General features: G+C 68.5%; 24 protein-coding genes. 8 read left to right on the top strand and 16 right to left on the bottom strand.

What is annotated here, in order from left to right:
- The coding region (locus tag G328_RS14165; protein ID WP_019618132.1) for an HNH endonuclease signature motif containing protein at positions 1-1029 on the top strand (1029 nt) is incomplete at its 5' end.
- 133 nt (positions 1030-1162) lie between these two features.
- On the opposite strand, the gene G328_RS0104380 is transcribed toward G328_RS14165, so the two are convergent.
- Entirely contained in the window at positions 1163-1714 is a 552-nt protein-coding gene (locus G328_RS0104380; RefSeq protein WP_019618131.1) for a GNAT family N-acetyltransferase, read from the bottom strand.
- Positions 1715-1780: 66 nt separating this feature from the next.
- Between G328_RS0104380 and G328_RS0104375 the strand changes: the two genes are divergently transcribed.
- Positions 1781-2599, top strand: a complete 819-nt coding sequence (locus G328_RS0104375) for a maleylpyruvate isomerase N-terminal domain-containing protein (protein WP_019618130.1) — start codon at positions 1781-1783, stop codon at positions 2597-2599.
- 2 nt (positions 2600-2601) lie between these two features.
- Here the strand turns inward: G328_RS0104375 and G328_RS0104370 are convergent, their stop codons facing one another.
- The 4 genes from G328_RS0104370 to G328_RS14160 are packed head-to-tail and all read right to left on the bottom strand — an operon-like array spanning position 2602 to position 7251.
- Positions 2602-3960: a dihydrolipoamide acetyltransferase family protein gene (locus G328_RS0104370; protein WP_019618129.1), complete on the bottom strand. Its 1359-nt coding sequence runs from the start codon at positions 3958-3960 to the stop codon at positions 2602-2604.
- Between the two features lie 8 nt (positions 3961-3968).
- The gene (locus G328_RS0104365; protein WP_019618128.1) at positions 3969-4976 is read right to left on the bottom strand and encodes an alpha-ketoacid dehydrogenase subunit beta; all 1008 of its coding nucleotides are present in this window, start codon (positions 4974-4976) and stop codon (positions 3969-3971) included.
- Positions 4973-6097 carry a thiamine pyrophosphate-dependent dehydrogenase E1 component subunit alpha gene (locus G328_RS0104360; RefSeq protein ID WP_019618127.1) on the bottom strand — a complete coding sequence of 375 codons (1125 nt, stop codon included), beginning with the start codon at positions 6095-6097 and terminating at the stop codon, positions 4973-4975. Before G328_RS0104360 ends, G328_RS0104365 begins: the two co-directional genes overlap by 4 nt.
- A gap of 53 nt (positions 6098-6150) precedes the next feature.
- Positions 6151-7251, bottom strand: a complete 1101-nt coding sequence (locus G328_RS14160) for a histidinol-phosphate transaminase (RefSeq protein ID WP_083919543.1) — start codon at positions 7249-7251, stop codon at positions 6151-6153.
- Positions 7252-7304: 53 nt separating this feature from the next.
- Between G328_RS14160 and G328_RS0104350 the strand changes: the two genes are divergently transcribed.
- Positions 7305-7727: a phage holin family protein gene (locus G328_RS0104350; RefSeq protein WP_019618125.1), complete on the top strand. Its 423-nt coding sequence runs from the start codon at positions 7305-7307 to the stop codon at positions 7725-7727.
- A 1-nt stretch (position 7728) separates the two neighbouring features.
- Here the strand turns inward: G328_RS0104350 and G328_RS0104345 are convergent, their stop codons facing one another.
- Both G328_RS0104345 and G328_RS0104340 read right to left on the bottom strand, forming a co-directional pair.
- Positions 7729-9213 carry a hypothetical protein gene (locus tag G328_RS0104345; RefSeq protein ID WP_019618124.1) on the bottom strand — a complete coding sequence of 495 codons (1485 nt, stop codon included), beginning with the start codon at positions 9211-9213 and terminating at the stop codon, positions 7729-7731.
- A complete protein-coding gene (locus G328_RS0104340; RefSeq protein WP_019618123.1) occupies positions 9210-9578 on the bottom strand; it encodes a hypothetical protein in 369 nt (122 codons plus the stop codon). The genes G328_RS0104345 and G328_RS0104340 overlap by 4 nt, the downstream gene beginning before the upstream one ends.
- A 219-nt stretch (positions 9579-9797) precedes the next feature.
- Between G328_RS0104340 and G328_RS0104335 the strand changes: the two genes are divergently transcribed.
- Together G328_RS0104335 and purB are read left to right on the top strand one after the other, a co-directional pair.
- On the top strand, positions 9798-10328 hold the full coding sequence (locus tag G328_RS0104335) for a low molecular weight protein-tyrosine-phosphatase (protein ID WP_040904721.1): 531 nt from the start codon (positions 9798-9800) through the stop codon (positions 10326-10328).
- A 12-nt stretch (positions 10329-10340) separates the two neighbouring features.
- Positions 10341-11720: an adenylosuccinate lyase gene (gene purB / locus G328_RS0104330; RefSeq protein WP_019618121.1), complete on the top strand. Its 1380-nt coding sequence runs from the start codon at positions 10341-10343 to the stop codon at positions 11718-11720.
- Here the strand turns inward: purB and G328_RS0104325 are convergent.
- The 6 genes from G328_RS0104325 to G328_RS16305 all read right to left on the bottom strand — a co-directional run bounded on the left by G328_RS0104325 (position 11717) and on the right by G328_RS16305 (position 16835).
- Positions 11717-12109, bottom strand: coding sequence for a hypothetical protein (locus G328_RS0104325; RefSeq protein ID WP_019618120.1), 393 nt, complete (start codon positions 12107-12109; stop codon positions 11717-11719). The two genes, purB and G328_RS0104325, sit on opposite strands and share 4 nt — an antisense overlap.
- Positions 12106-12777, bottom strand: a complete 672-nt coding sequence (locus G328_RS0104320) for a hypothetical protein (protein ID WP_019618119.1) — start codon at positions 12775-12777, stop codon at positions 12106-12108. The genes G328_RS0104325 and G328_RS0104320 overlap by 4 nt, the downstream gene beginning before the upstream one ends.
- Before the next feature lie 85 nt (positions 12778-12862).
- Complete coding sequence (locus tag G328_RS16600; protein ID WP_019618118.1) at positions 12863-13897, bottom strand: hypothetical protein; 1035 nt, start codon at positions 13895-13897, stop codon at positions 12863-12865.
- A 29-nt stretch (positions 13898-13926) separates the two neighbouring features.
- Entirely contained in the window at positions 13927-14949 is a 1023-nt protein-coding gene (locus G328_RS15715) for a hypothetical protein (RefSeq protein WP_019618117.1), read from the bottom strand.
- Positions 14950-15057: 108 nt separating this feature from the next.
- Positions 15058-15702, bottom strand: coding sequence for a hypothetical protein (locus tag G328_RS0104305; protein ID WP_019618116.1), 645 nt, complete (start codon positions 15700-15702; stop codon positions 15058-15060).
- Entirely contained in the window at positions 15699-16835 is a 1137-nt protein-coding gene (locus tag G328_RS16305; RefSeq protein WP_019618115.1) for an AI-2E family transporter, read from the bottom strand. The genes G328_RS0104305 and G328_RS16305 overlap by 4 nt, the downstream gene beginning before the upstream one ends.
- Positions 16836-16937: 102 nt before the next feature.
- On the opposite strand from G328_RS16305, the gene G328_RS0104295 reads away from it, so the two are divergent.
- From G328_RS0104295 to G328_RS0104285, 3 genes are all read left to right on the top strand, one after another.
- Positions 16938-17981, top strand: a complete 1044-nt coding sequence (locus G328_RS0104295) for a Gfo/Idh/MocA family oxidoreductase (RefSeq protein ID WP_019618114.1) — start codon at positions 16938-16940, stop codon at positions 17979-17981.
- Positions 17982-18065: 84 nt separating this feature from the next.
- Positions 18066-19442 (top strand): ABC transporter permease, encoded by a 1377-nt coding sequence (locus G328_RS0104290; protein WP_019618113.1) that lies wholly within the window; start codon positions 18066-18068, stop codon positions 19440-19442.
- A gap of 26 nt (positions 19443-19468) precedes the next feature.
- Positions 19469-20161 carry an ABC transporter ATP-binding protein gene (locus tag G328_RS0104285; RefSeq protein WP_019618112.1) on the top strand — a complete coding sequence of 231 codons (693 nt, stop codon included), beginning with the start codon at positions 19469-19471 and terminating at the stop codon, positions 20159-20161.
- A 9-nt stretch (positions 20162-20170) separates the two neighbouring features.
- Here G328_RS0104285 and dnaB read toward each other — a convergent pair whose 3' ends face one another.
- The 3 genes from dnaB to rpsR form a co-directional block, all read right to left on the bottom strand.
- Positions 20171-21568 carry a replicative DNA helicase gene (dnaB, locus tag G328_RS0104280; RefSeq protein WP_019618111.1) on the bottom strand — a complete coding sequence of 466 codons (1398 nt, stop codon included), beginning with the start codon at positions 21566-21568 and terminating at the stop codon, positions 20171-20173.
- A gap of 460 nt (positions 21569-22028) precedes the next feature.
- Complete coding sequence (rplI, locus tag G328_RS0104275) at positions 22029-22481, bottom strand: 50S ribosomal protein L9 (protein WP_019618110.1); 453 nt, start codon at positions 22479-22481, stop codon at positions 22029-22031.
- Between the two features lie 12 nt (positions 22482-22493).
- Positions 22494-22751, bottom strand: a complete 258-nt coding sequence (rpsR, locus tag G328_RS0104270) for a 30S ribosomal protein S18 (protein WP_019618109.1) — start codon at positions 22749-22751, stop codon at positions 22494-22496.
- Positions 22752-22780 lie beyond the last annotated feature (29 nt).

Here is a 22780-nt window from a genome sequence, read left to right as displayed (position 1 = left end):
TCCGACGCTGCGGTGCAGGTCGGGCACGTCAACGCGATGCTCCGACAGCACACGCCCGTAGCGGAGCGGCACTACGAGCGATACGGCAAGGAAGTCCTCCGGTACGCGAAGACCCACACCGTGCCGCAAACCGAGTCGTTCGCGAAACAACTCGCCGCGAAGCTCGCGCGCGAAGACTTCGAACGCGCCCACAAAGCCGCGTTCGCACAACGACGCGTCCTCGTCGACCAAGACGACTACGGCATGACCTACCTCACCGCGTACCTCCCCGCCGCGACCGCAGCAGCGATCCACGAACGACTATCGCGCGACGCCCAAGCCATGGCCGAAGTCGCGAAAGCCGAAGCCACTGCGCGCCGCGGCGAGGACGGGTTCGAAGCCGACGCCCGCACCCTCGACCAACACCGGGCGGACATCCTCGCCGACACGCTGCTTACGGCGACGGCGCAGACCATCCTCGAGAGCCCCGCCGCCGGCGCCGCGCGGGTGAAGGCGGTCATCAGCATCGTCACACCCGTCATGGCACTCCGCGACCAACAGTTCAGTGACGCGTTCCGGCGAGCCGGCGGATCCGACACCTGCGAAGGCGCCGCCATGCTCAACGGGCTCCAGCCGATGAGCGCCGCCGAAGCACGCGAGTGGGCCGCCGACGGCGAACTCGAACGGATCCTCACGCACCCGATCAGCGGGCACGTCATCACCGCCGACACCTACGTGCCACCCGCGTCGCTGCGCCGCTATCTGCGGGCGCGGGACGTGACGTGCCGGTTCCCTGGCTGCCGCAGGCCCGCGTACCGCTGCGATCTGGATCACACGACGGCATGGCAGCACGGCGGGAAGACGCATCCCGAGAACTGCGGACACCTGTGCGTCGCGCACCACACGCAAAAGCACGAACAGCCCTGGCAGGTCCGCCACCTCGGAGGCGGGGTGCTCGAGTGGATCACACCCCTCGGCAGGGTTGTACTGACGGTACCGGAGCCACCGGGGCCGAGGTTTGTCGAGGTCCACAACCCACCACCCTTCTAAGGGCACCACCCGCCAACCTGACGGACGTGCCCCAACACCCCAGCGCATCCCGAAATCACGCCCGCACACGTGGGCGGCACCGCACCGGCACACCCGCCGAAGCGGTACTCGGGGTCCGCTGGGGTGCTGCCGGTTACTTCGCGGCGGCGCGCTCCTCGGCAAGCAACCCGTAGACGCAGAGGTCGTGGCGCTCGTCGCCGAGCTGGTGAGCGCGGCGACGAGTGCCCTCGTGGCTGAATCCGAGGCGCGCGGCGAGGCCGCGGCTGCGCTCGTTGGTGTCGACGATGTAGAGCTCGACGCGAGCGAACCCCATGGTGCCGAAGGCATGGTCGATGAGGGCCTCGGTGGCGCGACGCACGATGCCCCGGCCCTCGAACTCGGCGGCGATCCAGTACCCGATCTCACCGACGCCGTTGCCGCGCTCGTACCGCAGCTCGATGGTGCCGGCGCAGGTGCCGTCGACGCGAATGAGACACGGGATGGCGGTGTCCGCGGACACCTTCGCCTGCTGGCCCCGTAGGAACTCGCGCTGACCTTCAAGGGTCTGGTCGAGGCGCGCCCAGGGCTCCCACTTGGCGAGGCGTTCGCGATTCGCTTCGACGGTGGCGAGCAGCTCCTCGGCGTGGGCGACCTCGATAGGCTCGAGCGTCGCGCCATCGCCGAGGTCGTGAATGAAGAAAGCCATGAGCTCACGCTAGTCGCTGCCGACCTCAGCCCAGCCCAGCTCAGCCAGGGGGTCTACGCTCGCGGCATGGCCTCAGCAACTGAGCGCATCGCCGCCGAAGCCGATCGCGCATCCGCCACCCTTGCCGCAACCGACCCGAATCGCGACGTACCAACCTGCCCAGGTTGGACCGCCGACGACCTCCTCTGGCACATCACCGAGGTGCACGAGTTCTGGGCGAGCAACCTCGCGACGAACGCGCTCACCGACGCGGATGCGGAGCGCAACGACACGGCGAAGGCGCCACGCCCCGAGGGCGAGGATGCCCGCGAGGAGTTGCTCGCCCGCCGCGAGCGCGCGACCGCGTCGCTCATCCGGGAGCTCGATTCCCGCGACGACGCCCAACCGGCGTGGACATGGTCGGCGGCGGATCAGACGGTCGGCTTCACGCGCCGTATGCAGGTGCACGAGGCGACGATGCACCGGGTCGACGCCGAGCTCACGGCCGGGCGCGAGATCACGCCGATCGAGCGAGAGGTCGCGGCCGACGGGCTCGGCCACGTGACGGGCGTGATGCTCGCGTCGAGCTACGACTGGATCCCCGAGTGGGCGACCCTCGAGCAGGTGGCGACCCTCACGCTGCGGCCGACCGACGGTGAGCCGCTCGACCTCGAGCTCGCGGTGTGGCACGGCACGCGGCCCCGCGACGGCGAAGAGTTCAGCCACGCCGTCGCGCGACCGCTGCAGCCCGAAATCGAGCGAGGCGAGATGCCACAAGCGACCGCGTCGGCCGACGTCGCCTCGCTCTACCTGTGGCTGTGGGGACGCCCCGCCGAGGTCGAACTCACGGGCGACGACGCGGCCGTCGCGCAGGTCGATGCGCTGCTCGTGCAGGGCATCGACTAGCGCTAGTCGAGCAGCAGCGCAGGCTCCTCGACGATGCGCGCGACGTCAGCGAGGAACCGCGAGGCGACATCGCCGTCGACGAGGCGGTGGTCGAACGAGGCCGCGAGCGTCGTGACCTGGCGCACGCGCACCTCGTCGTCGACGACCCACGGCTTCGGGCGCACGGTACCGAAGGCGAGAATGCCGACCTCACCGGGGTTGAGCACGGGCGTGCCCGAGTCCATGCCGAAGACACCGATGTTCGTGATGGTGAAGGTGCCGCCCTGCTGGTCGGCGGGTGGGGTCTTGCCGTCGCGGGCGGTGATCGTGAGCTCCTGTAGCGCCTCGGCGAGCTCGCGCATCGACATCTCGTGCGCATCCTTGATGTTCGGCACGAGCAGGCCGCGCGGCGTCGCGGCCGCGATGCCGAGATTCACGTAGTGCTTGATGATGTACTCGTCGTCGTTCCACGTCGCGTTCGTCGTGGGGTTGCGCTGAATCGCCCACATGACGGCCTTCGCGACGAGCAGCAGCGGCGACACCTTGACGCCGGCGAAGTGGGGCGACTCCTTCAGCCGCTTCACGTACTCCATCGTGCGGGTCGCGTCGACGTCGACAAACAGCGAAACGTGCGGCGCCGTAAACATCGACTGCACCATGTTCTGCGCGATGATCTTCCGCACGCCCTTGACGGGGTGGCGCTCCTCGCGCTCCTCCTGCCAGTCGGGCGTCTCGAGGTTCGTGAAGAGCTTCGCCTGCTCGGCATGCCGAATCACGTCGTCGCGGGTCACCTCGCCGGCGAGCCCGGTCGCCTGCACCTGCGTGAGGTCGACCTCGAGATCCTTCGCGAGCTTGCGAATCGGCGGCTTCGCGATGATCGGGAACGCGGCGGCAGCGGGCACGGATGCGGGCGCGGTGCGCGGCTTGCGGCGCGCGGCGGCCTGCTTCGCGGCGCGCTGCGAGTTGGTGCGGTGGCGCGGGCCGCGGCGCGAGCTCGCGGTGGGTGCCGAGCCGTAGCCGACGAGGTTCGCGCCGCCGTCACCGTCGTCGCTCGAGTCGTCGCTCACGGTCGACGCGGCATCGCGCTCGGCTTCGGCGACCTCGGGGGTCGTCGTGCCGGGGTGCCCGTCACCGTCGGGGTCGGCGGGGTCGTGCATCGCGAGAATCGCGGTCCCGACCTCGACGAGGTCACCCTCCTTGACGAAGAGCTTGTCGATGACACCGTCAAACGGGCTCGGCAGCTCGACGAGCGACTTCTCGGTCTCGATCTCGACGAGCACGTCGTTGACCGCGACGGTGTCGCCCTCGTGCACGTTCCACGTGACGATCGTCGCCTCGGTGAGCCCCTCGCCAACGTCGGGAAGTTCGAACTCGATGCTCATGGCAGCTCCTAATATTCGAGCACGCGGTCGACGGCGTCGAGCACGCGATCCACGTCGGGCAGAAAGACATCCTGCAGGCGCGTGGGCGGGAAGGGGACGTTGTAGCCCGACACGCGCAACACCGGCGCCTCGAGGCTGTAGAAGCACTTCTCCGAAATCGTCGCCGCGATCTCGCTCCCGAGCGAGACGTGGCTCGACGCCTCCTGCGCGACGACAACACGGCCGGTCTTGCGTGCCGACTCGATGATGGGGCCGTAGTCGACGGGCGCGAGCGTGCGCAAGTCGATGACTTCGATCGACACGCCCTCCTTCTCGGCGAGATCGGCGGCCTGCAGGTTCATCGCCGTCTGCGCGCCGAACCCGACGAGCGTCACGTCGCGGCCCTCGCGGGCGACGCGGCTGACGTGCAGCCCGATCGCATCCGACTCGGTGTCGACCTCACCCTTCGGCCAGTACCGCGACTTCGGCTCGAGGAAAATCACGGGGTCATCGCTGCGAATCGCCTGCTGAATCATCCAGTAGGCGTCGTTCGGCGTCGAGGGCGATACGACGCGCAGGCCCGGCGTGTGCGCGAAGTACGTTTCGGGACTCTCCTGGTGGTGCTCGACCGCGCCGACGTGCCCGCCGTACGGGATGCGGATCACGATCGGGAGCTTCACCGCACCATCGGTGCGCGCACCGTACTTCGCGAGCTGCGACGTGATCTGGTCGAACGCGGGCCACACAAACCCGTCGAACTGAATCTCGCAGACGGGTCGATAGCCGCGCATCGCGAGGCCGATCGCGGTGCCGACGATGCCCGACTCGGCGAGCGGGGTGTCGAACACGCGGTGCTTCCCGAAGTCGCTCTGCAGGTGCTCAGTGACGCGGAAAACGCCGCCGAGGGTGCCGATGTCCTCACCCATGATGAGCACCTTCTCGTCGGCCTCGAGCGCGGCGCGCATGCCCGCGTTCATCGCGCGCGCGAGCGGCAGGTTCAGGCGCTGGGGTTCCGTAGGCTGCAGGTCGTCGGTCATTCGCCCTCCTCCAGCGACGCCTCAAAGTTGAGGTAGCTCGCGATCTCTTCCTCGATGAGCGGATGCGCCTCGGCATACACGCCCTGGAACATCTCGATGGGGTCGGGGTCGGGCAGCTCAAGTGTGCGGCGGCGGATGTCGGCCGCGTAGTCGCGCGCCTCATCCTCGAGCACGGCGAAGAAGTCGTCGCCCTCACCCTGCGCCCGCAGGTACGCCTCAAGGCGCACGATCGGATCGCGATCGCGCCAGAACTGCTCCTCTTCGCGGGTGCGGTACTTCGTCGGGTCGTCGCTCGTCGTGTGCGCGCCCATGCGGTACGTAAGGGCCTCGATGAACGCCGGCCCCGAACCCGCGCGGGCCCGGTCGAGGTGCTCCGCCGTCACGGCGTAGCTCGCCATGACGTCGTTGCCGTCGATCTGCACGCCCGGCATGCCGAAGCCGTCGGCGCGGCGGTAGAGCGGGGTGGGCGACTGCACCGAAACCGGCACCGAGATCGCCCAGTGGTTGTTCTGCAGGAAGTACACGGCGGGCGCCTCGTAGCTGCGCGCAAACACGAGCGACTCGTTGAGGTCGCCCTGGCTCGTCGAGCCGTCGCCGAAGTAGACGATCGTCGCCTCGTCGACCTCGGGGTCGCCCGTGCCGACGACGCCGTCAAGCCGCTGGCCCATCGCGTATCCCGTCGCGTGAAGCGTCTGCGACGCGATGACGAGCACGTAGTTGTGGAAATTCGCTGTCTCGGCGACGTCCCACCCGGCGTTCGTCGTGCCGCGCAGCAGGCCGAGCACGCGCACGAGGTCGAGGCCGCGAACGAACCCGACGCCGTGCTCGCGGTACGAGGGGAACGCGTGGTCCTGCGGCCGCATCGCGAGCGCCGAGCCGATCTGCGCACCCTCCTGGCCCTCGGCCGGAACGTACAGCGCGAGCTGCCCCTGCCGCTGCAGGTTCGTGGACTCCTTGTCGAACGCCCGCACGAGCCGCATCGAGCGCAGTGCGGTGCGCCACAGCTCGGGGTCGGCGCGCTCGATGCGCTCCAGGTACGGCTCCGACGCGGCCGTACGGGCGAGCTCGCCCGTTGGCGTCAGCAGCTGCACCGGGTCGGTGGGCTGAACGGTGGAACTCACGCTCTACGCGCCTCCTCGAAGTGGATCAACCTCGCCAGTCTATTGCGGCCCGGTCATGCGGGTGAGCCCGACTCGCCCCGCAGGTACGGGTAGCGCTCGATCGCCTGCCAGCACGCGGCGAGCAGCGGCGTCACCGACTCCTCCTCGCCGATCGTGATGCGCAGGCCGTCGCCCGGGAACGCGCGGGCAATGATGCCGCCCTCGCGCAGAATCTCGTTGACGCCCTCGACCTGGTCGCCCGCCGGCAGCCACACGAAGTTCGCCTGGCTCTCGGGAATCGGCCAGCCCTGGTCGATGAGCGCGCGACGCACCTCGTCGCGGCGCGCCGAGATCTCGTTGACGCGCTCGCGCACCGCGTCGGCCTCCTGCATCACCGCGAGGGTCGCGGCCTGCGCCTGGTCAGAGATCGTGAACGGAATCGCCGTCGTCGCAAACGCCTGCAGCACGGCCGCGTTGCCGAGCATGTAGCCGACGCGCAGGCCAGCGAGCCCGTACGCCTTCGAGAACGTGCGGGCAACGACGAGGTTCGGATGCGCGGCGAGCAGTCGCGTCGCGTTGACCGCCTGCGGGTCGGTCACGAACTCGATGTACGCCTCGTCGGCGATCACGAGTAGGTTGCTCGGTACGCGCTCGAGGAACCGCTCGAACTCGTGCTGGCCCACCGCGGGGCCGGTCGGGTTGTTCGGGGTGCAGACGATGACGACGCGCGTGCGGTCGGTGATCGCGTCGGCGATCGCGTCGAGGTCGACGCGGGCCCCCTCGCCGAGGGGCACCTGCACGCTCGTCGCGCCGGCGACCGTCACGAGGCCGGGGTAGGCCTCGAAGCTGCGCCACGGATACACGACCTCGTCGCCCGCGCCCGCCGCGGCCTGCACGGCCTGGTAGAGCAGCGAGACCGAGCCGGCGCCAACGATGACCTGGTCGGCCGGCAGGCCGTAGTGGGCGCCGAGCGCCTCGCGCACGGCGGTCGCCTTCGCGTCCGGGTAGCGGTTGAAGCCGCTCACGCCGTTCACGGCGGCGAGCACGGCGGGAAGCGGAGCGAAGGGGAGCTCATTTGACGAGAGCTTGAACGCGGTTGCGGGGGCAGGTTTTCCCTGCTGGTACGCGCGCTGCGCGACGATCTCCGGACGAAGCATCACTGGTGCGTCTGACATGCTCGAAGCTTACCCGCCGCGGCGTTCCCAGCCGCAGCCGCCACAATGGGGGCATGCGTTTCCTCGCCTCGATTGTGCTCAACGCCATCGCCCTCTGGGCAACCGTGTGGCTGCTTCAGGGCGGCCTCAGCGTCACCGCCTACGACGACAGCCAGGCGTCGCTCGTGCTCACCTACCTGCTGCTCGCGGTGATCTGGGGGGTCGTGAACGCCGTCATCGGCAAGGTCGTGCGCACCGTCTCGCTGCCGCTGTACTGCCTCACGCTCGGGCTATTCGCGCTCGTCGTGAACGGGTTCCTGTTCTGGCTCGTCGGCTGGGTGAGCGGCATCCTCGACTTCGGCCTCACGATCGACAACTTCTGGTGGTCGATCGGTGGCGCCGTGCTCATGGGTATCTTCTCGGCGATCCTCAACGGCCTGTTCCGCACGGGCAAGCATCGCGACGAGCGCCGCTCACGCAGCGAGGGCGAGCGGTAGGTCACCGGAATTGGGTCGGCCACCGATGGCGGTCGTAGAGCCGCAGCCCCTCGACCAGCTCCTGTCGAGTCGGCCGCGTGCCGCCGCCGCCGTCCCCGAATTCGGGTAACCGCTCGAACGAGAAGTCCGTCGTCTCGACGGCGGTCGCGCCCTGCAGCGGCGCGAGCGCCTCGGCACGCTGGGCCGCGACCTGCGGGTCGTCGACCCCGTCGTATCCGGCCGCCGTCTGCTGATACTCGGTGAGCGAGTGCGGGCCGAGGATCGTCTCGCCCTGCGGTACCCCGTCAGGGAACGGATCGCGGCGCACGACCGACACGTCGCCCTGCGCCTGCGGCGTGAAGCCCTGCAACCCGGTGATGAGGTCGCCGTCGTGCTCGAGCTGGGTCACCGGCACGTCGCCGCCGATCTCGTTGCCGTGCATCGGCGAGCCGGCGAGCAGCACCGACGAGGTGTTCCAGGTGCCCGACTTCGCGAGCTGCGACACGATGAGCGCGCCCTGTGAGTAGCCGACGAAGACGACCTCGTCGCCCTCGTTGATTCCAGCCTCCCCCATCGCCGTCTTGACCGCGGCGAGCGACTCGGTGTCGCTGCCCGCGTAGGCGGCGAGGTTCGAGAGGTTGTCCATGCCGTTCGTGCCGTCGCCGAGCTCGGGCGAGCTCGTGCCCGCGACGCTCACGACGTGCACGGTGCTGCCGTCGTCGCGCACGTACTCGGTGATCGAGGCGTGCGGGCCGTTCGCGTCGGTCGCGGGAATCGTGGCCGCGAGGTCGGCCATCGACGACACCTGCCCCGCCGGCTCGTCGCGCTTCGCTGCCGTCACCTGCATGTTCGAGGGGGTCGTCACCGCGAGCACCGCCGCGAGCGCCCCCGCAACCTCCTCGGGCGAGCTGAAGGCGTGGAAGCCGCCGACGAAGCTGTTCACGACCTCGTCGCCGGCCGAAACGCCCGTGCGCACGAGCAGCACCGTGAGCGGGTTCGCGAGCTTGTGCTGGTTGTCGTTCCACCACGCCGCGACATCCTCACCGTCGGGCACGACACCCGCGTGCTGCAGGCCCGCGCCGGCCGCGAGCGCCCCGACCGTGATTGCCATGCCGGCGGGGCTCAGCAGGAACGGAATCGCGGCAAGCGCGGTCTGCGCGACGAGCGTCGTTGCCGTGTAGACGAGCGCGGCGACGATCGCGTCACTCACCTCGGTAATCGCGGCGACGGCGGCCGCATCGGCCGCCTCGTACCAGGCCTGCGCCTGCGTGAGGTGCGCCGCGACGCCGCCCGTAAACTCCGAGATGCCCGCGACCGCCGAGGAAATGAGCGCGGCCTCGGCGCCGATGATCGCGATCTGCGGGCCTGCGGTCGTCGCCCACGCGTTCGCGGGAATCCAGTTCGCGCTCGCGAGGCGCGTGCTCATCGAGAGAGTGCCATCGGCGATCTCCTGCAGACGGGCCGCCGCCGTGCCGAGCTGGCTCGTCTCGACCGTCACCTCGCTCACTGTGGCACCGCCTTCGGCTCGGTCAGCGCGTTCGCGATGTCTTCGAGCGACACGACGAACGGCTGCACGAGGTCGTACTGCGACGCGACGGTCCCGCAGGCGAGCGCCGCGGCGTCGAGCATCCCGTCGATGCCCGCTCGCGCGAGGTCGTACGTGAGCCGCGCGAACGACACCCAGTCGCCGATCGCCGCATCCTCGACCGCGGGTCGGTGCACCTCCGAGAGCTCACCCGCGGCGTCGCGCAGCAACTCGGCGAGCGAGGCGAGATCGGCCCGCACCTGGGCGCCAATCGACGACTCTCCGCCGTACGCGTCGACGCACGGCGGCGCGGCGTCTGGAGAGACGATTTCGGGGATGCTCTGCACGATTCCTCCTGCGCGCTCGGCGCATCCGGGGCTCGGATGCGGTGCCGCGAGTGTGTCGCAGCGGCCGCGACGCGCGCTCTGGCCGGCCCGCCGCCTGTGGAGAACCGCGCATCCACAGCCGCCCCGCGTGGAGCGGCGCGAACCGCGTCAAGGGCGCGCCGCAACAACTCCCGGCCCAACGCTGTTGTTGACGTCACCCGCATGCGGAACAATGTGCGCATGTCTGCAGTGGAGCGCGCCGAACCCGCATTTCGCATTTGCTTCGTCTGCACGGGCAACATCTGCCGCTCTCCCATGGCCGAGGCCATCAGCCGCGACATGGCCGCGCGCGACGGTTACGGCGACCACCTCGCCTTCGATTCGGCCGGCACCGGCGACTGGCACGTCGGCGAGAAGGCCGACCCGCGCACGCTCGCCTCGCTCGAGCGGGCGGGATACACGGCCGAGGGCCACCGCGCGAAGCAGTTCGACCCCGACTGGTTCGAGCGCTTCGACCTCATCGTGACGTTCGACCCGAGCCAGGAACGAATCCTGAAGACCTGGGCCGACACCCCCGAGCAGCGGGCGATCATTCGCTCCCTGCTCTCGTTCTCTGACCTGTCGGATGAGTACGGCGACGTTCCGGATCCCTACTATGGAAGCGACGACCTGTTCAACGAAGTGCGCGACCTCATCGAGCACGCCTGTGAACAACTCCTCGCGCAGGTCGAACCGGTTGCCCGGGCGGCGCGCGAGACCGCGATTCCCTAGAACGGAGCCCCGATGAGCCCCCTGCCCCCGCAGCTGATCAGCCCTCTCGACAATCGGTACTACAAGGCGGTGGCGCCCATCGGCGAGCACCTCAGCGAGGCCGCGCTCAACCGCGCCCGCGTGCGCGTCGAGATCGAGTGGCTCATCTACCTCACCGACGCGGGCATGTTCGGCGCTGCGGCGCTCGATGACTACCAGAAGGCGCGACTGCGCGCCGTCGTCGACGAGTTCGACCAGCGCGCGATCGACGCGCTCGCCGAGATCGAGGCGCGCACCCGCCACGACGTGAAGGCGGTCGAGTACTACGTGCGCGACCAGCTGCGCGCGCTCGGGCTCGAGGGCGTCGAGGAGCTCACGCACTTCGGCTGCACGTCGGAAGACATCAACAACACCTCGTACGCGCTCACGATCCGTGACGCCGTCGAGCAGGTGTGGCTGCCGGCCGCGCGCGACCTCGTCGCCCAGATCGCCGACCTCGCCAGCGCGCAGCGGGCGCAGCCGATGCTCTCGCTCACGCACGGTCAGCCGGCGACCCCGACGACGCTCGGCAAGGAGCTCGCCGTCGTGGCTCACCGCCTCGGCCGCGTGCTGCGCCGCGTCGAGTCGCAGGAGTACCTCGGCAAGTGGGCGGGCGCGACCGGCAACTTCGCCGCGCACCTCGTCGCAAACCCCGAGTTCGACTGGGAGCAGGCCGCCGACGACTTCACCGCATCCCTCGGGCTCATCTGGAACCCCCTCACGACCCAGATCGAGTCGCACGACTGGCAGGCCGAGCTCTACAGCGACATCGCGCACTTCAACCGCGTGCTGCACAACTTCTGCACCGACGTGTGGCAGTACATTCAGCGCGGCATCTTCAAGCAGATCCCGCAACCGGGCGCGACCGGGTCGTCGACGATGCCGCACAAGATCAACCCGATTCGCTTCGAGAACGCCGAGTCGAACCTCGAGCTCTCGTGCGCCGTGCTCGACTCGCTCGCGGCGACGCTCGTCACCTCGCGCATGCAGCGCGACCTCACCGACTCGTCGTCGCAGCGCAACATCGGCGTCGGCTTCGGCCACTCGCTGCTCGCGATCGACAACGTGCGCCGCGGGCTCGGCGAGCTCGCCGTGAACCCCGAGGTGCTCGACCGCGAGCTCGACGGCAACTGGGAGGTGCTCGCCGAGGCGATCCAGACCGTCATTCGCGCCGAGATCGTCGCGGGCCGCTCGCAGATCGAAGACCCGTACGCCGTGCTCAAGGAGCTCACCCGCGGCCACGCGGTTGGCCGCGACGAGCTCATCGAGTTCGTCGACGGGCTCGACATCGGCGACGACGCGAAGGCGCGCCTGCGCGACCTCACCCCGGGTGGATACACGGGGCGGTCGGAGCAGCTCGTCGAGCGGCTCTAGCTCTCGGGCTTCTCGGGCTTGGGGGCGTCGCCGGCCTCGGCGTCGGCGGCAGCCTCCTCAGCCTCGACAATGCCGTCGTAGGGGCGCCAGGCGGCACCCTTCGCCCCGGGCTCGTCGGAGTCGTAGAGGTGCCGGTCGAGGTAGACCGGCACGTCGGGGTTCGGCTTGTAGTTGAGCAGCAGCAGCCCCATGACGACGAAGACGGCGACCATCGCGATACCGGCGAAGATGAGACCGAGGCCGAAATCCTTCACCGTGAGCAGCACCACGAGCAGCGTGAACAGACCCGAGGCCGCCGCAATGACGACGACCTCGAACGGTTTCATGAGCGCCTTGCGCTGCCGTTTCTTCTGCTGCTCGTCGTGGTCGTTCGCGTTCGCATCGCTCACGCGACAGCTCCTTCCTTCGCCCCGAGCTGCCGGCGCCGCAGCGCCGCCCGCAGGCTGATTGCTTCAACGACCAACAACACTCCGAGCAGCGCGAAGTAGGCGCCGACGAACCCGATCGACTGCACGTCGGCGGTCAGCGAGCCCTCAACGTTCTCGTGCCCGCCGTACGCGTCGTTCAGCTCCGGCGGCACCAGGGCGACGGCGATGCCGAGCAGCATCGTGAGCGCGCCCGCGATGAGGATTTCGCTCGCGTAGAGCGCGTGCTTACGGCTGACGTAGGCAGCGACGAGCTCGATGAGCCCGGTGACGATGCCCCAGATCGCGACCGTGAGAATGAAGCTCCCCGCGGTCGCCCAGTCGTGGCCACCCGTCGCCATGAACAGCGAAAAGCCGCCGGCGAGGGCGCCGAGCAGGCTCCGCACCGCCACGAACACGCGCGTGGGGTGACCCTTGATGCCGACGACTTCGAAGCCGATGATGATCGCGCTCCAGAGCACGACCGCGCCGAACACGGCGAAGCCGAACCGAGCGTTGTGGTCTTGGGTAAACGTGATCACGAGCGCGCCGATAATCGCCGGCAACGCCCGGAGCAGGATCGAGATCCAGAGGCTCTCGGGAAGATTCCGAAGCGTGTCGTCGCCCTTCGCTGCGGCCGCCGTACTCGACATGCGATCCTCCCCGAACTGTAAAAACCTCGTTGGGGATCAGTCTACCCAGCTACGCCGAGTGAGGGGCGCCGCCGGACGTCGGCCGCTACTCGGTGAGGGTCGTGTCGGTCTCGGCAATGAGCTCGTCAAGCTCGCTCGCGTCGGGCATGCGGTCGCTGCAGGTGATCTGGTACATGAGCAGGTCATCCTCGAACGCGTGCACCGTGAGCAGGCCGGCCGAGTTGTAGGTGTCTTCGGTGAACGAGACCGTACCGAGCTCGATCGTGACGCCATTCGTGTCGGTCGCCGTGGTCGTGCCCGCGTTGTCGAGCTCGTACCCGGTGGTGTCGGTGTTGAGGTACACGTTGAGCGACGACGCGACATCGTCGGGGTCGAAGTCGGTACCGGCGGCGACCGAGGGCACATACGAGGTGAGGTAGGTGCAGGTGCTGTCGTCGTTGTAGAACAGCTCCTGCCCCTGCACGTCCTGGCTCTCCCACGAGCCGTTGTAGGTCACGCTGACGCTGGTGACCGGGTCGGTGTTCGAGAGAGGGTAGTCGACGGTGTCGCCGCCACCGTTCTCGCCGCCGCCGTTCTCCTCGCCACCGTTCCCGTTTTCGCCACCGTTGCCATCGTCGGCCGTGTTCCGGTCGTCATTGCCGCCACCGCCAAACAGCGCGATGCCGCCCCAGATACCGCCACCGACGAGGGCGACCGCGGCGACGCCGACCAGCACAAACACCCAGGGCGCGGGGCCCTTCTTCTTCGGCGGGGTGGGGTTCTGCTGGCCGGGGGCGCCGTCACCGTAGTTGCCGTAGGCGGGCGCTGCCTGCGGCTGCCCGCCGTACTGCTGCGGCTGCTGGGCGTAGTCCTGCTGGCCGTAACCCTGCTGCCCATACTGCGGCTGCTGCCCATACTGCGGCTGCTGACCGTAGTTCTGCTGCTGGCCGTACTGGCCGGCGTCGCCCTGAGACGCGTAGTTGTCGCCTTGCGAGGCGTACTGGTCGCCCGAGTACGAGCCGTAGTCATTGCTGCCGTACTGGTTGTACTCGTTCTGCGATCCGAAGACCTGGCGGCCGTTCTCTTCGCCACCGTCGTTCGACGATGCTCCGTAGCCCGAAGGCGGGAATTGGTTCGACACTGGCGTCTCCTTCGTTGGCGCTTCGGTGCTTAGTCTTCGGGGTGGAGCGTGAAGTCGGTGTCCGCCATCATGTCCTTGAAGGTGTCCTCATCGATGTCGCCGCTGCCCTGGCAGATGCCCGCCATCATGAGCATCTCGCCCGAGTCCGAGAACGGGTGCAGCGCCATGTAGCCGACGCCTTCGCCCGACTCGGGAGCGATCTCGTAGAGCACGAACTCGACGTTGACGCCCTCGGTGTCAGCCTTGTCGATGTTCTGGAGCTTCTCGGCGGTCACGCTCGTGCCGCTGCTCGAGCCAGCCGCCTCTTCGACCGCATCCTGCATGCTGCCCTCGACGTCATCGGGGTCGATGCCCGTCACGCCGCTCTCGAAGCCCGCGTAGTAGACGCACGTCATGTCGTCGTTCATGTACGAGCCCTGGCCGTAGTCTTCCCAGTCGCCCTTGTAGTCGACGTCGACGTCAGAGACGGTCTTGTCGGACTCAATGTTGTAGTCGTTGCCGCCACCGAAGATGGCGATGCCGCCCCAGATGCCCCCGCCGATGAGCGCGAGCACGACGACGCCGGTGACAATCCAGGCCCAGACCGGGAAACCCTTCTTCTTGCCGCCCTGCGGGGGCTGCTCACCGTAGCCACCGCCGTAGGCGCCGCCGTACGGCTGACCGGGCTGCTGGCCCTGGCCGGGCTGACCGTAGCCGGTGTTCGCGGCGCCGTAGACCTGCTGGCCGCCCTGGCCCTGCTGGTCTTGCTGGCCGTACCCGCCGTATCCGCCGCCCGACTGCTGACCGTAGCCACCGTAGCCGCCGCTCGACTGCTGGCCCTGGTCGTACGACCCGTAGCCGCTCTGCTGGCCCTGCTGGTTCTGGTCGGGGCTGCCGTAACCCTGGTAGCCCGACTGGGGCTGGTAGCCCTGGTAACCACCGGTCGAAGCGCCGTAGCCACTGTTCGACTGCTCGGGAGCGCCGTAGCCGCCCGACTGGTTCGGGTTCTGGAACTGCCCGGGGTTCTGGGCGTCACCCTGGCCGTTGCCGGTGGGAGGGAACTGGTTCGACATGCGATTCCTCACAAACATTGGGACTGGCGCTCGAAAAATCGAGGTGTACGTCAACGTTTATATCAAGCGGCCTCGCCGCACCCCATCCGCCCTAGGTGCGACATTCGGCTAGCTCGCGGGAACGAGCTCGATCTCAACGTCGCCGAGCGCGCTCATCATGAGGGACTCATTCAGCACGGCCTCGTTGTCACACGTGAGAATGAACACGACGTAGTGCCCCGAGCCCGTGAACGCCCGCACCGCGGTCGCGACGGCGAGCTCGTTGTCTTGCACGTGCTGGTCGTAGATGAGCTCGAGCGTGAGCTTGCTCGACGTCTCGACCTGCACCGAGCTCTTGCCACCCTGCTCGTAGCCGAGCCGCTCGAGAATGAACTCGGTCGCGCCGAGATCGTTGAGCTCGTTCGGCACCTGCACGATGTCATCGTCGTATCGCCCGGTCTCCCACGCGAACATGCAGAGGCTGTCGCCGTCTTTCGTGATGTTGACGTACTGGTGCTCGAATGCCGCGTCGCGGTCGTCGACCTCTTCCCAGCCCTGGTTCCCCGCTTGGAACTCCACCTCGGGCACATCATTGACGGCGGTCTTCATCTCGATGTCGAGGTCGGCGCGCAGCCGCTGAAACCCGAGCGAGAACGCGAGCCACACGACGAGCGCAAAGATGACGGTGCCGACCCCGATGAGGGCGCCGACACCGATGCGCTTGCGCACCGAGGTAGGTGGGTCGATGCCGGGCTCGGCGCGTGTTGCGCTCATGCGTCGTCTCCGACGCGAGGCGGCGACGGCTGCTCGGGGTCGGGCTTGAACATCGGCCGCCGAGCGTCGAGGTCGGGGCGCGCGTCGACGAGGAGGTTGATCCAGCGGTTGTGCGGGTCGGAGTCGACGAGCAGCGCCTTCACGAGCAGCGTCGCGGGCAGTGCGAGCAGCGCGCCGACGGGGCCGAGCGCGAACGCCCACACGAGCAGCGAGACGAACGAGACCGTCGGCGTAACACCCACCGCCTCGCCCGCAAACTTCGGCTGAATGAGCGACTGAATCACGAAGTTGATGATGCTCCACACCGCCAGCACGATGAGCGCGTTCACCCAGCCGTTTGCGAGCAAGGCCATGAGCACGGGCGGCACCATGCCGATCACGAACCCGATGTTCGGGATGTAGTTGGTGAGGAACGAGAACACGCCCCACACGAGCGCGAGCGGTACCCCGAGCATCTCGAGCGCGACGACGTCGAACGCCGCGACGATGAGACCGAACACGGTCGTGACGATCCAGTATCGGGCGACGCCCTGCGAGAACGAGTCGAGCGCGACGCCGAGGCTCGGGCGAACGTCGCGGATCGTGCGCACGCGTCGCTCGAAGCTCATCGCATCAAAGAGGAGGAAGAAGATGATCACCGCGAGCGTCGCGAGCAGCGAGAGCACGCCGCCGACGTTGCTCGCGAGGCCCTGTAGCACCGAGACGATCGCCGAGGGTGAGAACACACCCTGGAGCTGCTGCATCACCTGGTCTTGCGAGATGCCGAAGCTCTCGACCCAGTTGAGCAGCGTGACGTAGAGGTCTTGGAACCGGCCGCCGTACTTCGGCAGCTCTTGGATGAGCAGCGCGATCGACCACGCGAGCAGCGCGACGAACGCGAGCAACAGGCCGTAGACGACGACGCCAGCGATGAGCACCGACACGAGCCGGGGCACGTGGTGACGAATCAGCCAGTGCATGAGCGGCGACACCGCGAGCACGAGATTGACGCCGAGGAAGATCGGCGTCACGAAGCCCTGAATCTGCTGCAGCAGCACGAGGCCGATCATCGAGAGCACGACGATCGCAATCGCCGTGAGTGCGCGCGACCCGCCGCGCACGCCGTCGGCGCGCTCCCCCGCCTGCTCGTGCATCCATGCCCTTCCCTGCAACAAGTTCCCAGGGAGTTTACGCCGCGCAAATGACCGCGAAACAGAATGCTCGACCACGTGGATGCTTTGTCCTATCATTCTGCCATGACGAACCTTCGCGTAGGACTCATTGGCTACGGCACCGGCGGGCGCTGGTTCCATGCCCCGTACCTCGAGGCCGCCGAGGGCATCGACCTCGTCGGCGTCGTCACGCGCTCGCCGAAGCGCGCCGCGCTCGTGCGCGCCGACCTGCCCGGTGTGGCGGTGTACCCCACCCTCGACGACCTCATCGACGCCGGTGTCGATGCCGTCGCGATCTCGACCCCGCCGCAGACGCGCCGCGCCCTCGTGCTCGAGGCGGTCGCGCAGGGGCTCCACGTCATTGCCGACAAGCCATTCGCCCCGAGCGCCGAAGCCGCGGGCGAGCTCGAGCGGGCTGCCCGCTCGGCCGGGGTGCTGCTCAACGTCTTCCACAACCGCCGCGAAGACACCGACATCGTCACTGCGAAGCGCGTGCTCGACTCGGGCGAACTCGGGCAAATCACGCGCCTCGACCTGCGGTTCGACCTCGACGAGCCGGACACCCTCGAGGGCGGCCCGACGGGCGGGCTGCTGCGCGACCTCGGCACCCACGTCGTCGACCAGGCGCTGCAGCTGCTCGGCCCCGCAGCCGCGGTGCACGCCGACCTCTTCGAGGTCGAAACCGAGCAGGGGCCGACCGACAGCGCGTTCGCAATCGCCCTCGAGCACACGAGCGGCGCGAGGTCGTACGTGTCGGCCTCGAAGCTCTCGCGCCTCGTCTCGCGCGAGCTCCGCCTGCACGGTACCGCCGGCTCGTACGTCTCCGACTTCAGCGATGTGCAGACGGCCGCGATCTTCGCGGGCTCGCGGCCCGCCGCCGCTCGCGCCTCGTGGGGCATCGAGCGCGAGGCGCGCTGGGGCATCCTCCGCACCGCCGAGGGCGAGCGACGCGTGCCGTCGGCGCAGGGCGACTACACGCGGTACTACGAGGCGTTCGCCGCCGCGGTCGCTTCGGGCGGCGAGGGCCCCGTGCCCGCGGGCGACGGCGTCGAGGTGCTCCGGGTGCTCGACGCCGTGCGCGAGAGCGCGCAGCAACGGCGAACCGTTGAGGTTGCGCCCGCCACATAGGCAACTCATCGGTACGGCATGGGACTCCCGTAGGAGTCGGGAATAGCGTCGCGGCGTTCCTTCCCCTCCCTCCCCAGGAGTCCCATGTTCCGCACCTACCTTGCGGGCGAACTGCGCGGTCGCAAGAAGCAGACCATCATCGTGAGCCTCGGGCTCGCGATCGCCGTCGCTCTCGTCATCGTTGTGAACTCGCTCTCGCTCGGCGTTCGCCAGGCGCAGGCCGCCTCCCTCGAGGCCGTCTACGGCGTCGGCACCGACCTCACCGTGACGGGCGCGCAGGCCGAGCCCGTCTCGGGCGGAACGATCCGCGAGGGCTCCCAGCTGCAGACCGACCGGATGCGCGGCACGCTCGACGCCTCGACGCTCACGACCGTGCTCGGCATCGACGGCGTCTCGCAGGCGACCGGCACGCTCAGCCTCACCAACTCGACGTTCTCGGACGAGCTGCCCGACGCAGCCGACATGCCGTCGGACGAGGGTGAAATGGGCGAGGGCGAGATGGGCCAGGCCGCACCTGGCGGATTCGGCGGCGGCGAGTTTGGCTTCGACTCGTTCTCGGTGCTCGGCATCGAACCATCGTCGGTGATCGGCCCGATGAGCTCGGTCACGACGACCGACGGCCGCCTGCTCGCGAGCGATGACGCCGGCACGAACGTTGCCGTGCTCGACGAGACGTACGCCGCGAGCGCCGACCTCGCCGTTGGCGACACGCTCGAGGTTGGCGGCGAAGACTTCGAGATCGTCGGACTCGTCGCGTCGACGAGCGACTCGGCTGACACGGCCGCGAACGTCTACATTCCCCTCGACGTCGCGCAGGAGCTCTCGGGCGCGGGCGACGTCATCTCAACCATCTACGTGCAGGCCGCGTCATCAAACGACATTTCGACCGTGCAGGCCGGGCTCGCCGAGGCGCTCCCCGACGCGACCGTGAGCTCGCAGTCGGAGCTCGCGTCGACCGTCTCGGGCTCGCTGAGCACGGCCTCGAACCTCATCTCAAACCTCGGCACGTGGCTGTCGGTCGTGGTGCTCCTCGTCGCGGTCGGGCTCGCCGTGCTGTTCACGAGTTCGGGCATCGCGCGACGCACCCGCGAGCTCGGCACGCTCAAGGCGATCGGCTGGTCGAACGGCCGGATCGTGCGTCAGGTGGCGGGCGAGTCGATGGTGCAGGCGCTCATCGGCGGCGCCGCTGGCCTCGTCGTCGGGCTCGGCGCGATCGCGGTAATCAACCTCATCTCGCCGACGATCACGACGTCGGCTGCGGGTGGCCCCGGTGGCGGTGGGCCCCAGGGTGGCATGCCCGAGGCATTCGCTTCTGCGCTCACACTCAACGCACCCATCAGCGCCGGGTTCGTCGCGCTCGCGTTCGGGCTCGCGGTTGCGGCCGGGGCCATCGCCGGCGCGGTCGGCGGCTGGCGCGTATCCCGCCTCAGCCCCGCCGAGTCGCTGCGTGCGGTCGGCTAATCACCAACGAACCACAGGAGACCACGATGACCATCACGACCGACCTCGCCGCGCTGCGGCTCGAGAACGTGACGAAACAGTTTCCCCGCAAGCGCGGCCCGGTGACGCCGCTCAAGGGCGTCGACCTCGAAGTGCGGACGGGCGAGTTCGTCGCTGTGCAGGGCTCGACGGGCGGCGGCAAGTCGACGCTGCTGCAGGTGCTCGGCGCGCTCGACCGACCGACGAGCGGGCACGCCTACTTCGGTGACGTCGACCTTGCCGAGGCGACACCACGCCAGCTGCAGGGGATCCGCGCGACCGAGATCGGGTTCGTGTTTCAGGCGTTCAACCTGATTCCGACCCTTACGGCCGCCGAGAACGTGAACATGGGGCTCGAGCCGCTCGACCTCGACGACGCCGAGCGGCAGCTGCGGGTCGCCGACGCCCTCGAGCGGGTGGGCCTCGCCGATCGCGCCGACCACCGGCCCGACGAGATGTCGGGCGGGCAGCAGCAGCGCGTCGCCATCGCGCGGGCAATCGCGAAACGGCCCCGCGTGCTGCTCGCCGACGAGCCGACCGGCAACCTCGACGAACGGATGCGCGACGACATTCTGCGCGTGCTCGAGCAGCTGAACGAGGAGGGCCTCACGCTCGTCGTCGTGACGCACGACTCGGCGGTCGCGAAGCGTGCGCGCCGGCGCCTGCGCCTCACGAAGGGCACGCTGCGCGAGCGGGAGTAGCCGCCGGCGCTACCCCATCGGCGCCGGGGCCATGCCGGGCGCGTAGTCGACGAAGCGGCTGAGGTGGCCCTGGAAGAGCACCGTAATGGTGTCGGTCGGGCCGTTACGGTGCTTTGCGAGGATGAAGTCGGCCTCGGAGGCGCGCGGGTGATCCTTCTCGTACGCACCCTCACGGTGCAGCAGGATCACCATGTCGGCGTCCTGCTCGAGCGAGCCCGACTCGCGCAGGTCGCTGATCGCGGGCTTCTTGTCGGCGCGCTGCTCGGAGTTTCGGTTGAGCTGCGACAGCGCGATCACGGGCACCTCGAGCTCCTTCGCGAGCAGCTTGAGGGCACGCGAGAACTCCGAGACCTCCTGCTGACGCGACTCGACGCGCTTGCCCGAGGTCATGAGCTGGAGGTAGTCGATGACGATGAGCTTCAGGCCGTGCTTCTGCTTGAGGCGGCGGCACTTCGCGCGAATCTCGACGAGCGTCATGTTCGGCGAATCGTCGATGTAGAGCGGCGCGTTCGCGATGTCGCCCTGCGTGCGCGAGATCTTCTGCCAGTCGTCGTCAGACACCTTGCCGGTGCGCATGTGCTGTAGCTTCACGCTCGCCTCGGCCGAGAGCAGGCGCATCGCGATCTCGGAACGGCTCATTTCTAGCGAGAAGAAGATCGACGGCATGTCGGCGTGAATCGAGGCCCAGCGGCACAGGTCGAGCGCGAGCGTCGACTTTCCCATACCGGGTCGGGCCGCGACGATGATCATCTGGCCCGGATGCAGTCCGTTCGTGAGCGCGTCGAGGTCGCGGAAGCCCGTGGGCACGCCCGTGAGCTCCCCGTCGCGGTTCGCGGCCGCATCCATGTCGGCCTGCGCGGCGAGCATCGCCTCTTGCAGCGGCACGTAGTCTTCGGTCTCGACGCCGCCGGTGACGCCGTAGATCTCAGCCTGGGCCTGGTTGACGAGCTCGACGACCTCGCCCTCGGCCCCGTACCCCATCTGCACGATGCGGGTGCCCGCCTCGACGAGGCGCCGCAGCACGGCGCGTTCGGCGACGATCTCGGCGTAGTAGCCGGCGTTCGCGGCGGTCGGCACGAGGCCTACGAGGGTGTGGAGGTAGTCGGCACCGCCGGCCCGCTGCAGGTCGCCGGTCTTCGTGAGCTGGTCGGTGACGGCGATGACGTCGGTGGGCTCACCGGCCGAGTAGAGGTCGTAGAGCGCACCGAAGATGATCTCGTGCTTCGGAATGTAGAAGTCGGCGCCGCGCACCGTCTCGACGACGTCGGCGACCGCGTCCTTCGACAGCATCATGCCGCCGAGGGTCGACTGCTCGGCGAGCAGATCGTGCGGCGGCGTGCGGTTGCCATCGTGCGCCGCCTGCCGGCTCGACTCCCGACTGTCTGAGCCGAGGTGCGTGATCGTCATGGCGTCCTTTTCTATCCTGCGTTTTCGCGACGAACGTGCGTCGCGCGGTCGCAACCAGTCGTACCTCGACCCTGCGACATGCCTCGCTGTCGCGAGACGAAACCTCACCCTAGTGCCGTCTCGAGGGGGTCATCCGCACCACCTCGACCTTCCTGTGGATAACTTGTGGATGCCCGGTGGACGACGCGCCGTGCGAATGTGGACGACGGTGTGGATAACTGTGGAATCTTCGGCAGCGATTCTGCGCGAAAACTGCCTTGACCTGGTCTTTATTGCGTCAACAAGCGGTGGATAAGAAGGTGTATAAACCCGTACTTGAAGGTTGCCGACTTGCGAAAGTATCCACAGGTGTGCTTCGTTTGCACGCCGATCAGGAGCGCCGCAGCGCCCGGAAAACGGCGCGAAAACGCCGCCCGCGGGGAGCGTGTGCTCCGCAGCGGGCGGCGTTCGAGCGAGGGCCCTAGCGGGCCGCGATCACCTGCACGGTGAGCGTCGCGGTGACGTCGTCGTGCAGACGAACGACCGCCTCGTGGTTGCCGACAGTCTTGATCTGCGACGGGAAGACGACCTTGCGCTTGTCGATCTTGCCGAGGCCCTGGGCCTCAACCGCGTCGGCGACGTCGGCCGTGCGCACCGAGCCGAACAGGCGGCCTTCGGCGCCCGACTTCACGTGCACGCGCACGAGCGCGTTCTCGAGGCTCTGCTTGAGCGCCTGTGCCTCTTCGACCGACTTGATCGCGCGGGCCTCGCGGGCCTGCTGGATCTGCGCGACCTGCGACTCGCCACCGCGAGTCCAGTTCACGGCGTAGCCCTTGGGAACGAGGAAGTTACGGGCGTACCCGTTCTTCACCTCGACGACGTCGCCAGCCGAACCGAGGCCGGTGACTTCCTGCGTGAGAATTACCTTTGCCATGTTCGCGTCCTCCTAGCGGCCCGAGCCTGCGTAGGGCAGGAGCGCCATCTCGCGGGCGTTCTTCACCGCGCGAGCGATGAGGCGCTGCTCCTGCACCGACACACCGGTGATACGACGGGCGCGAATCTTGCCGCGCTCGGAGATGAACTTGCGAAGCGTGTTGACGTCCTTGTAGTCAATGACGCCGACCTTGATGCTCTTCGCCGGGGCGACGGGCTTGCCCTTACCCCGGTGAGCGTTGCGGCGGTTGCCGCTCGACTTTCCAGCCATGTTGAGATGTTCTTTCTGAAATCGAAGAA

It is taken from the genome of [Zimmermannella] faecalis ATCC 13722 (assembly GCF_000381765.1).
Taxonomy (GTDB): Bacteria; Actinomycetota; Actinomycetes; order Actinomycetales; family Microbacteriaceae; genus Gulosibacter; species Gulosibacter faecalis.
This window is presented reverse-complemented; position numbering and strand designations above follow the sequence as displayed.

Excerpts from the sequence above, each read along its gene's own strand:
- G328_RS0104365 (WP_019618128.1), bottom strand. The coding sequence starts at position 4,976 with ATGACCGACGACCTGCAGCCTACGGAACCCCAGCGCCTGAACCTGCCG.
- G328_RS16305 (WP_019618115.1), bottom strand. The coding sequence starts at position 16,835 with ATGCACGAGCAGGCGGGGGAGCGCGCCGACGGCGTGCGCGGCGGGTCG.
- G328_RS0104320 (WP_019618119.1), bottom strand. The coding sequence starts at position 12,777 with ATGTCGAGTACGGCGGCCGCAGCGAAGGGCGACGACACGCTTCGGAAT.
- G328_RS0104350 (WP_019618125.1), top strand. The coding sequence starts at position 7,305 with ATGCGTTTCCTCGCCTCGATTGTGCTCAACGCCATCGCCCTCTGGGCA.
- G328_RS0104335 (WP_040904721.1), top strand. The coding sequence starts at position 9,798 with ATGTCTGCAGTGGAGCGCGCCGAACCCGCATTTCGCATTTGCTTCGTC.
- G328_RS0104290 (WP_019618113.1), top strand. The coding sequence starts at position 18,066 with ATGTTCCGCACCTACCTTGCGGGCGAACTGCGCGGTCGCAAGAAGCAG.
- purB (WP_019618121.1), top strand. The coding sequence starts at position 10,341 with ATGAGCCCCCTGCCCCCGCAGCTGATCAGCCCTCTCGACAATCGGTAC.
- G328_RS0104370 (WP_019618129.1), bottom strand. The coding sequence starts at position 3,960 with ATGAGCATCGAGTTCGAACTTCCCGACGTTGGCGAGGGGCTCACCGAG.
- G328_RS0104380 (WP_019618131.1), bottom strand. The coding sequence starts at position 1,714 with ATGGCTTTCTTCATTCACGACCTCGGCGATGGCGCGACGCTCGAGCCT.
- rpsR (WP_019618109.1), bottom strand. The coding sequence starts at position 22,751 with ATGGCTGGAAAGTCGAGCGGCAACCGCCGCAACGCTCACCGGGGTAAG.
- dnaB (WP_019618111.1), bottom strand. The coding sequence starts at position 21,568 with ATGACGATCACGCACCTCGGCTCAGACAGTCGGGAGTCGAGCCGGCAG.
- G328_RS0104305 (WP_019618116.1), bottom strand. The coding sequence starts at position 15,702 with ATGAGCGCAACACGCGCCGAGCCCGGCATCGACCCACCTACCTCGGTG.
- G328_RS15715 (WP_019618117.1), bottom strand. The coding sequence starts at position 14,949 with ATGTCGAACCAGTTCCCTCCCACCGGCAACGGCCAGGGTGACGCCCAG.
- G328_RS0104295 (WP_019618114.1), top strand. The coding sequence starts at position 16,938 with ATGACGAACCTTCGCGTAGGACTCATTGGCTACGGCACCGGCGGGCGC.
- G328_RS0104285 (WP_019618112.1), top strand. The coding sequence starts at position 19,469 with ATGACCATCACGACCGACCTCGCCGCGCTGCGGCTCGAGAACGTGACG.
- G328_RS0104375 (WP_019618130.1), top strand. The coding sequence starts at position 1,781 with ATGGCCTCAGCAACTGAGCGCATCGCCGCCGAAGCCGATCGCGCATCC.
- G328_RS14160 (WP_083919543.1), bottom strand. The coding sequence starts at position 7,251 with ATGTCAGACGCACCAGTGATGCTTCGTCCGGAGATCGTCGCGCAGCGC.
- rplI (WP_019618110.1), bottom strand. The coding sequence starts at position 22,481 with ATGGCAAAGGTAATTCTCACGCAGGAAGTCACCGGCCTCGGTTCGGCT.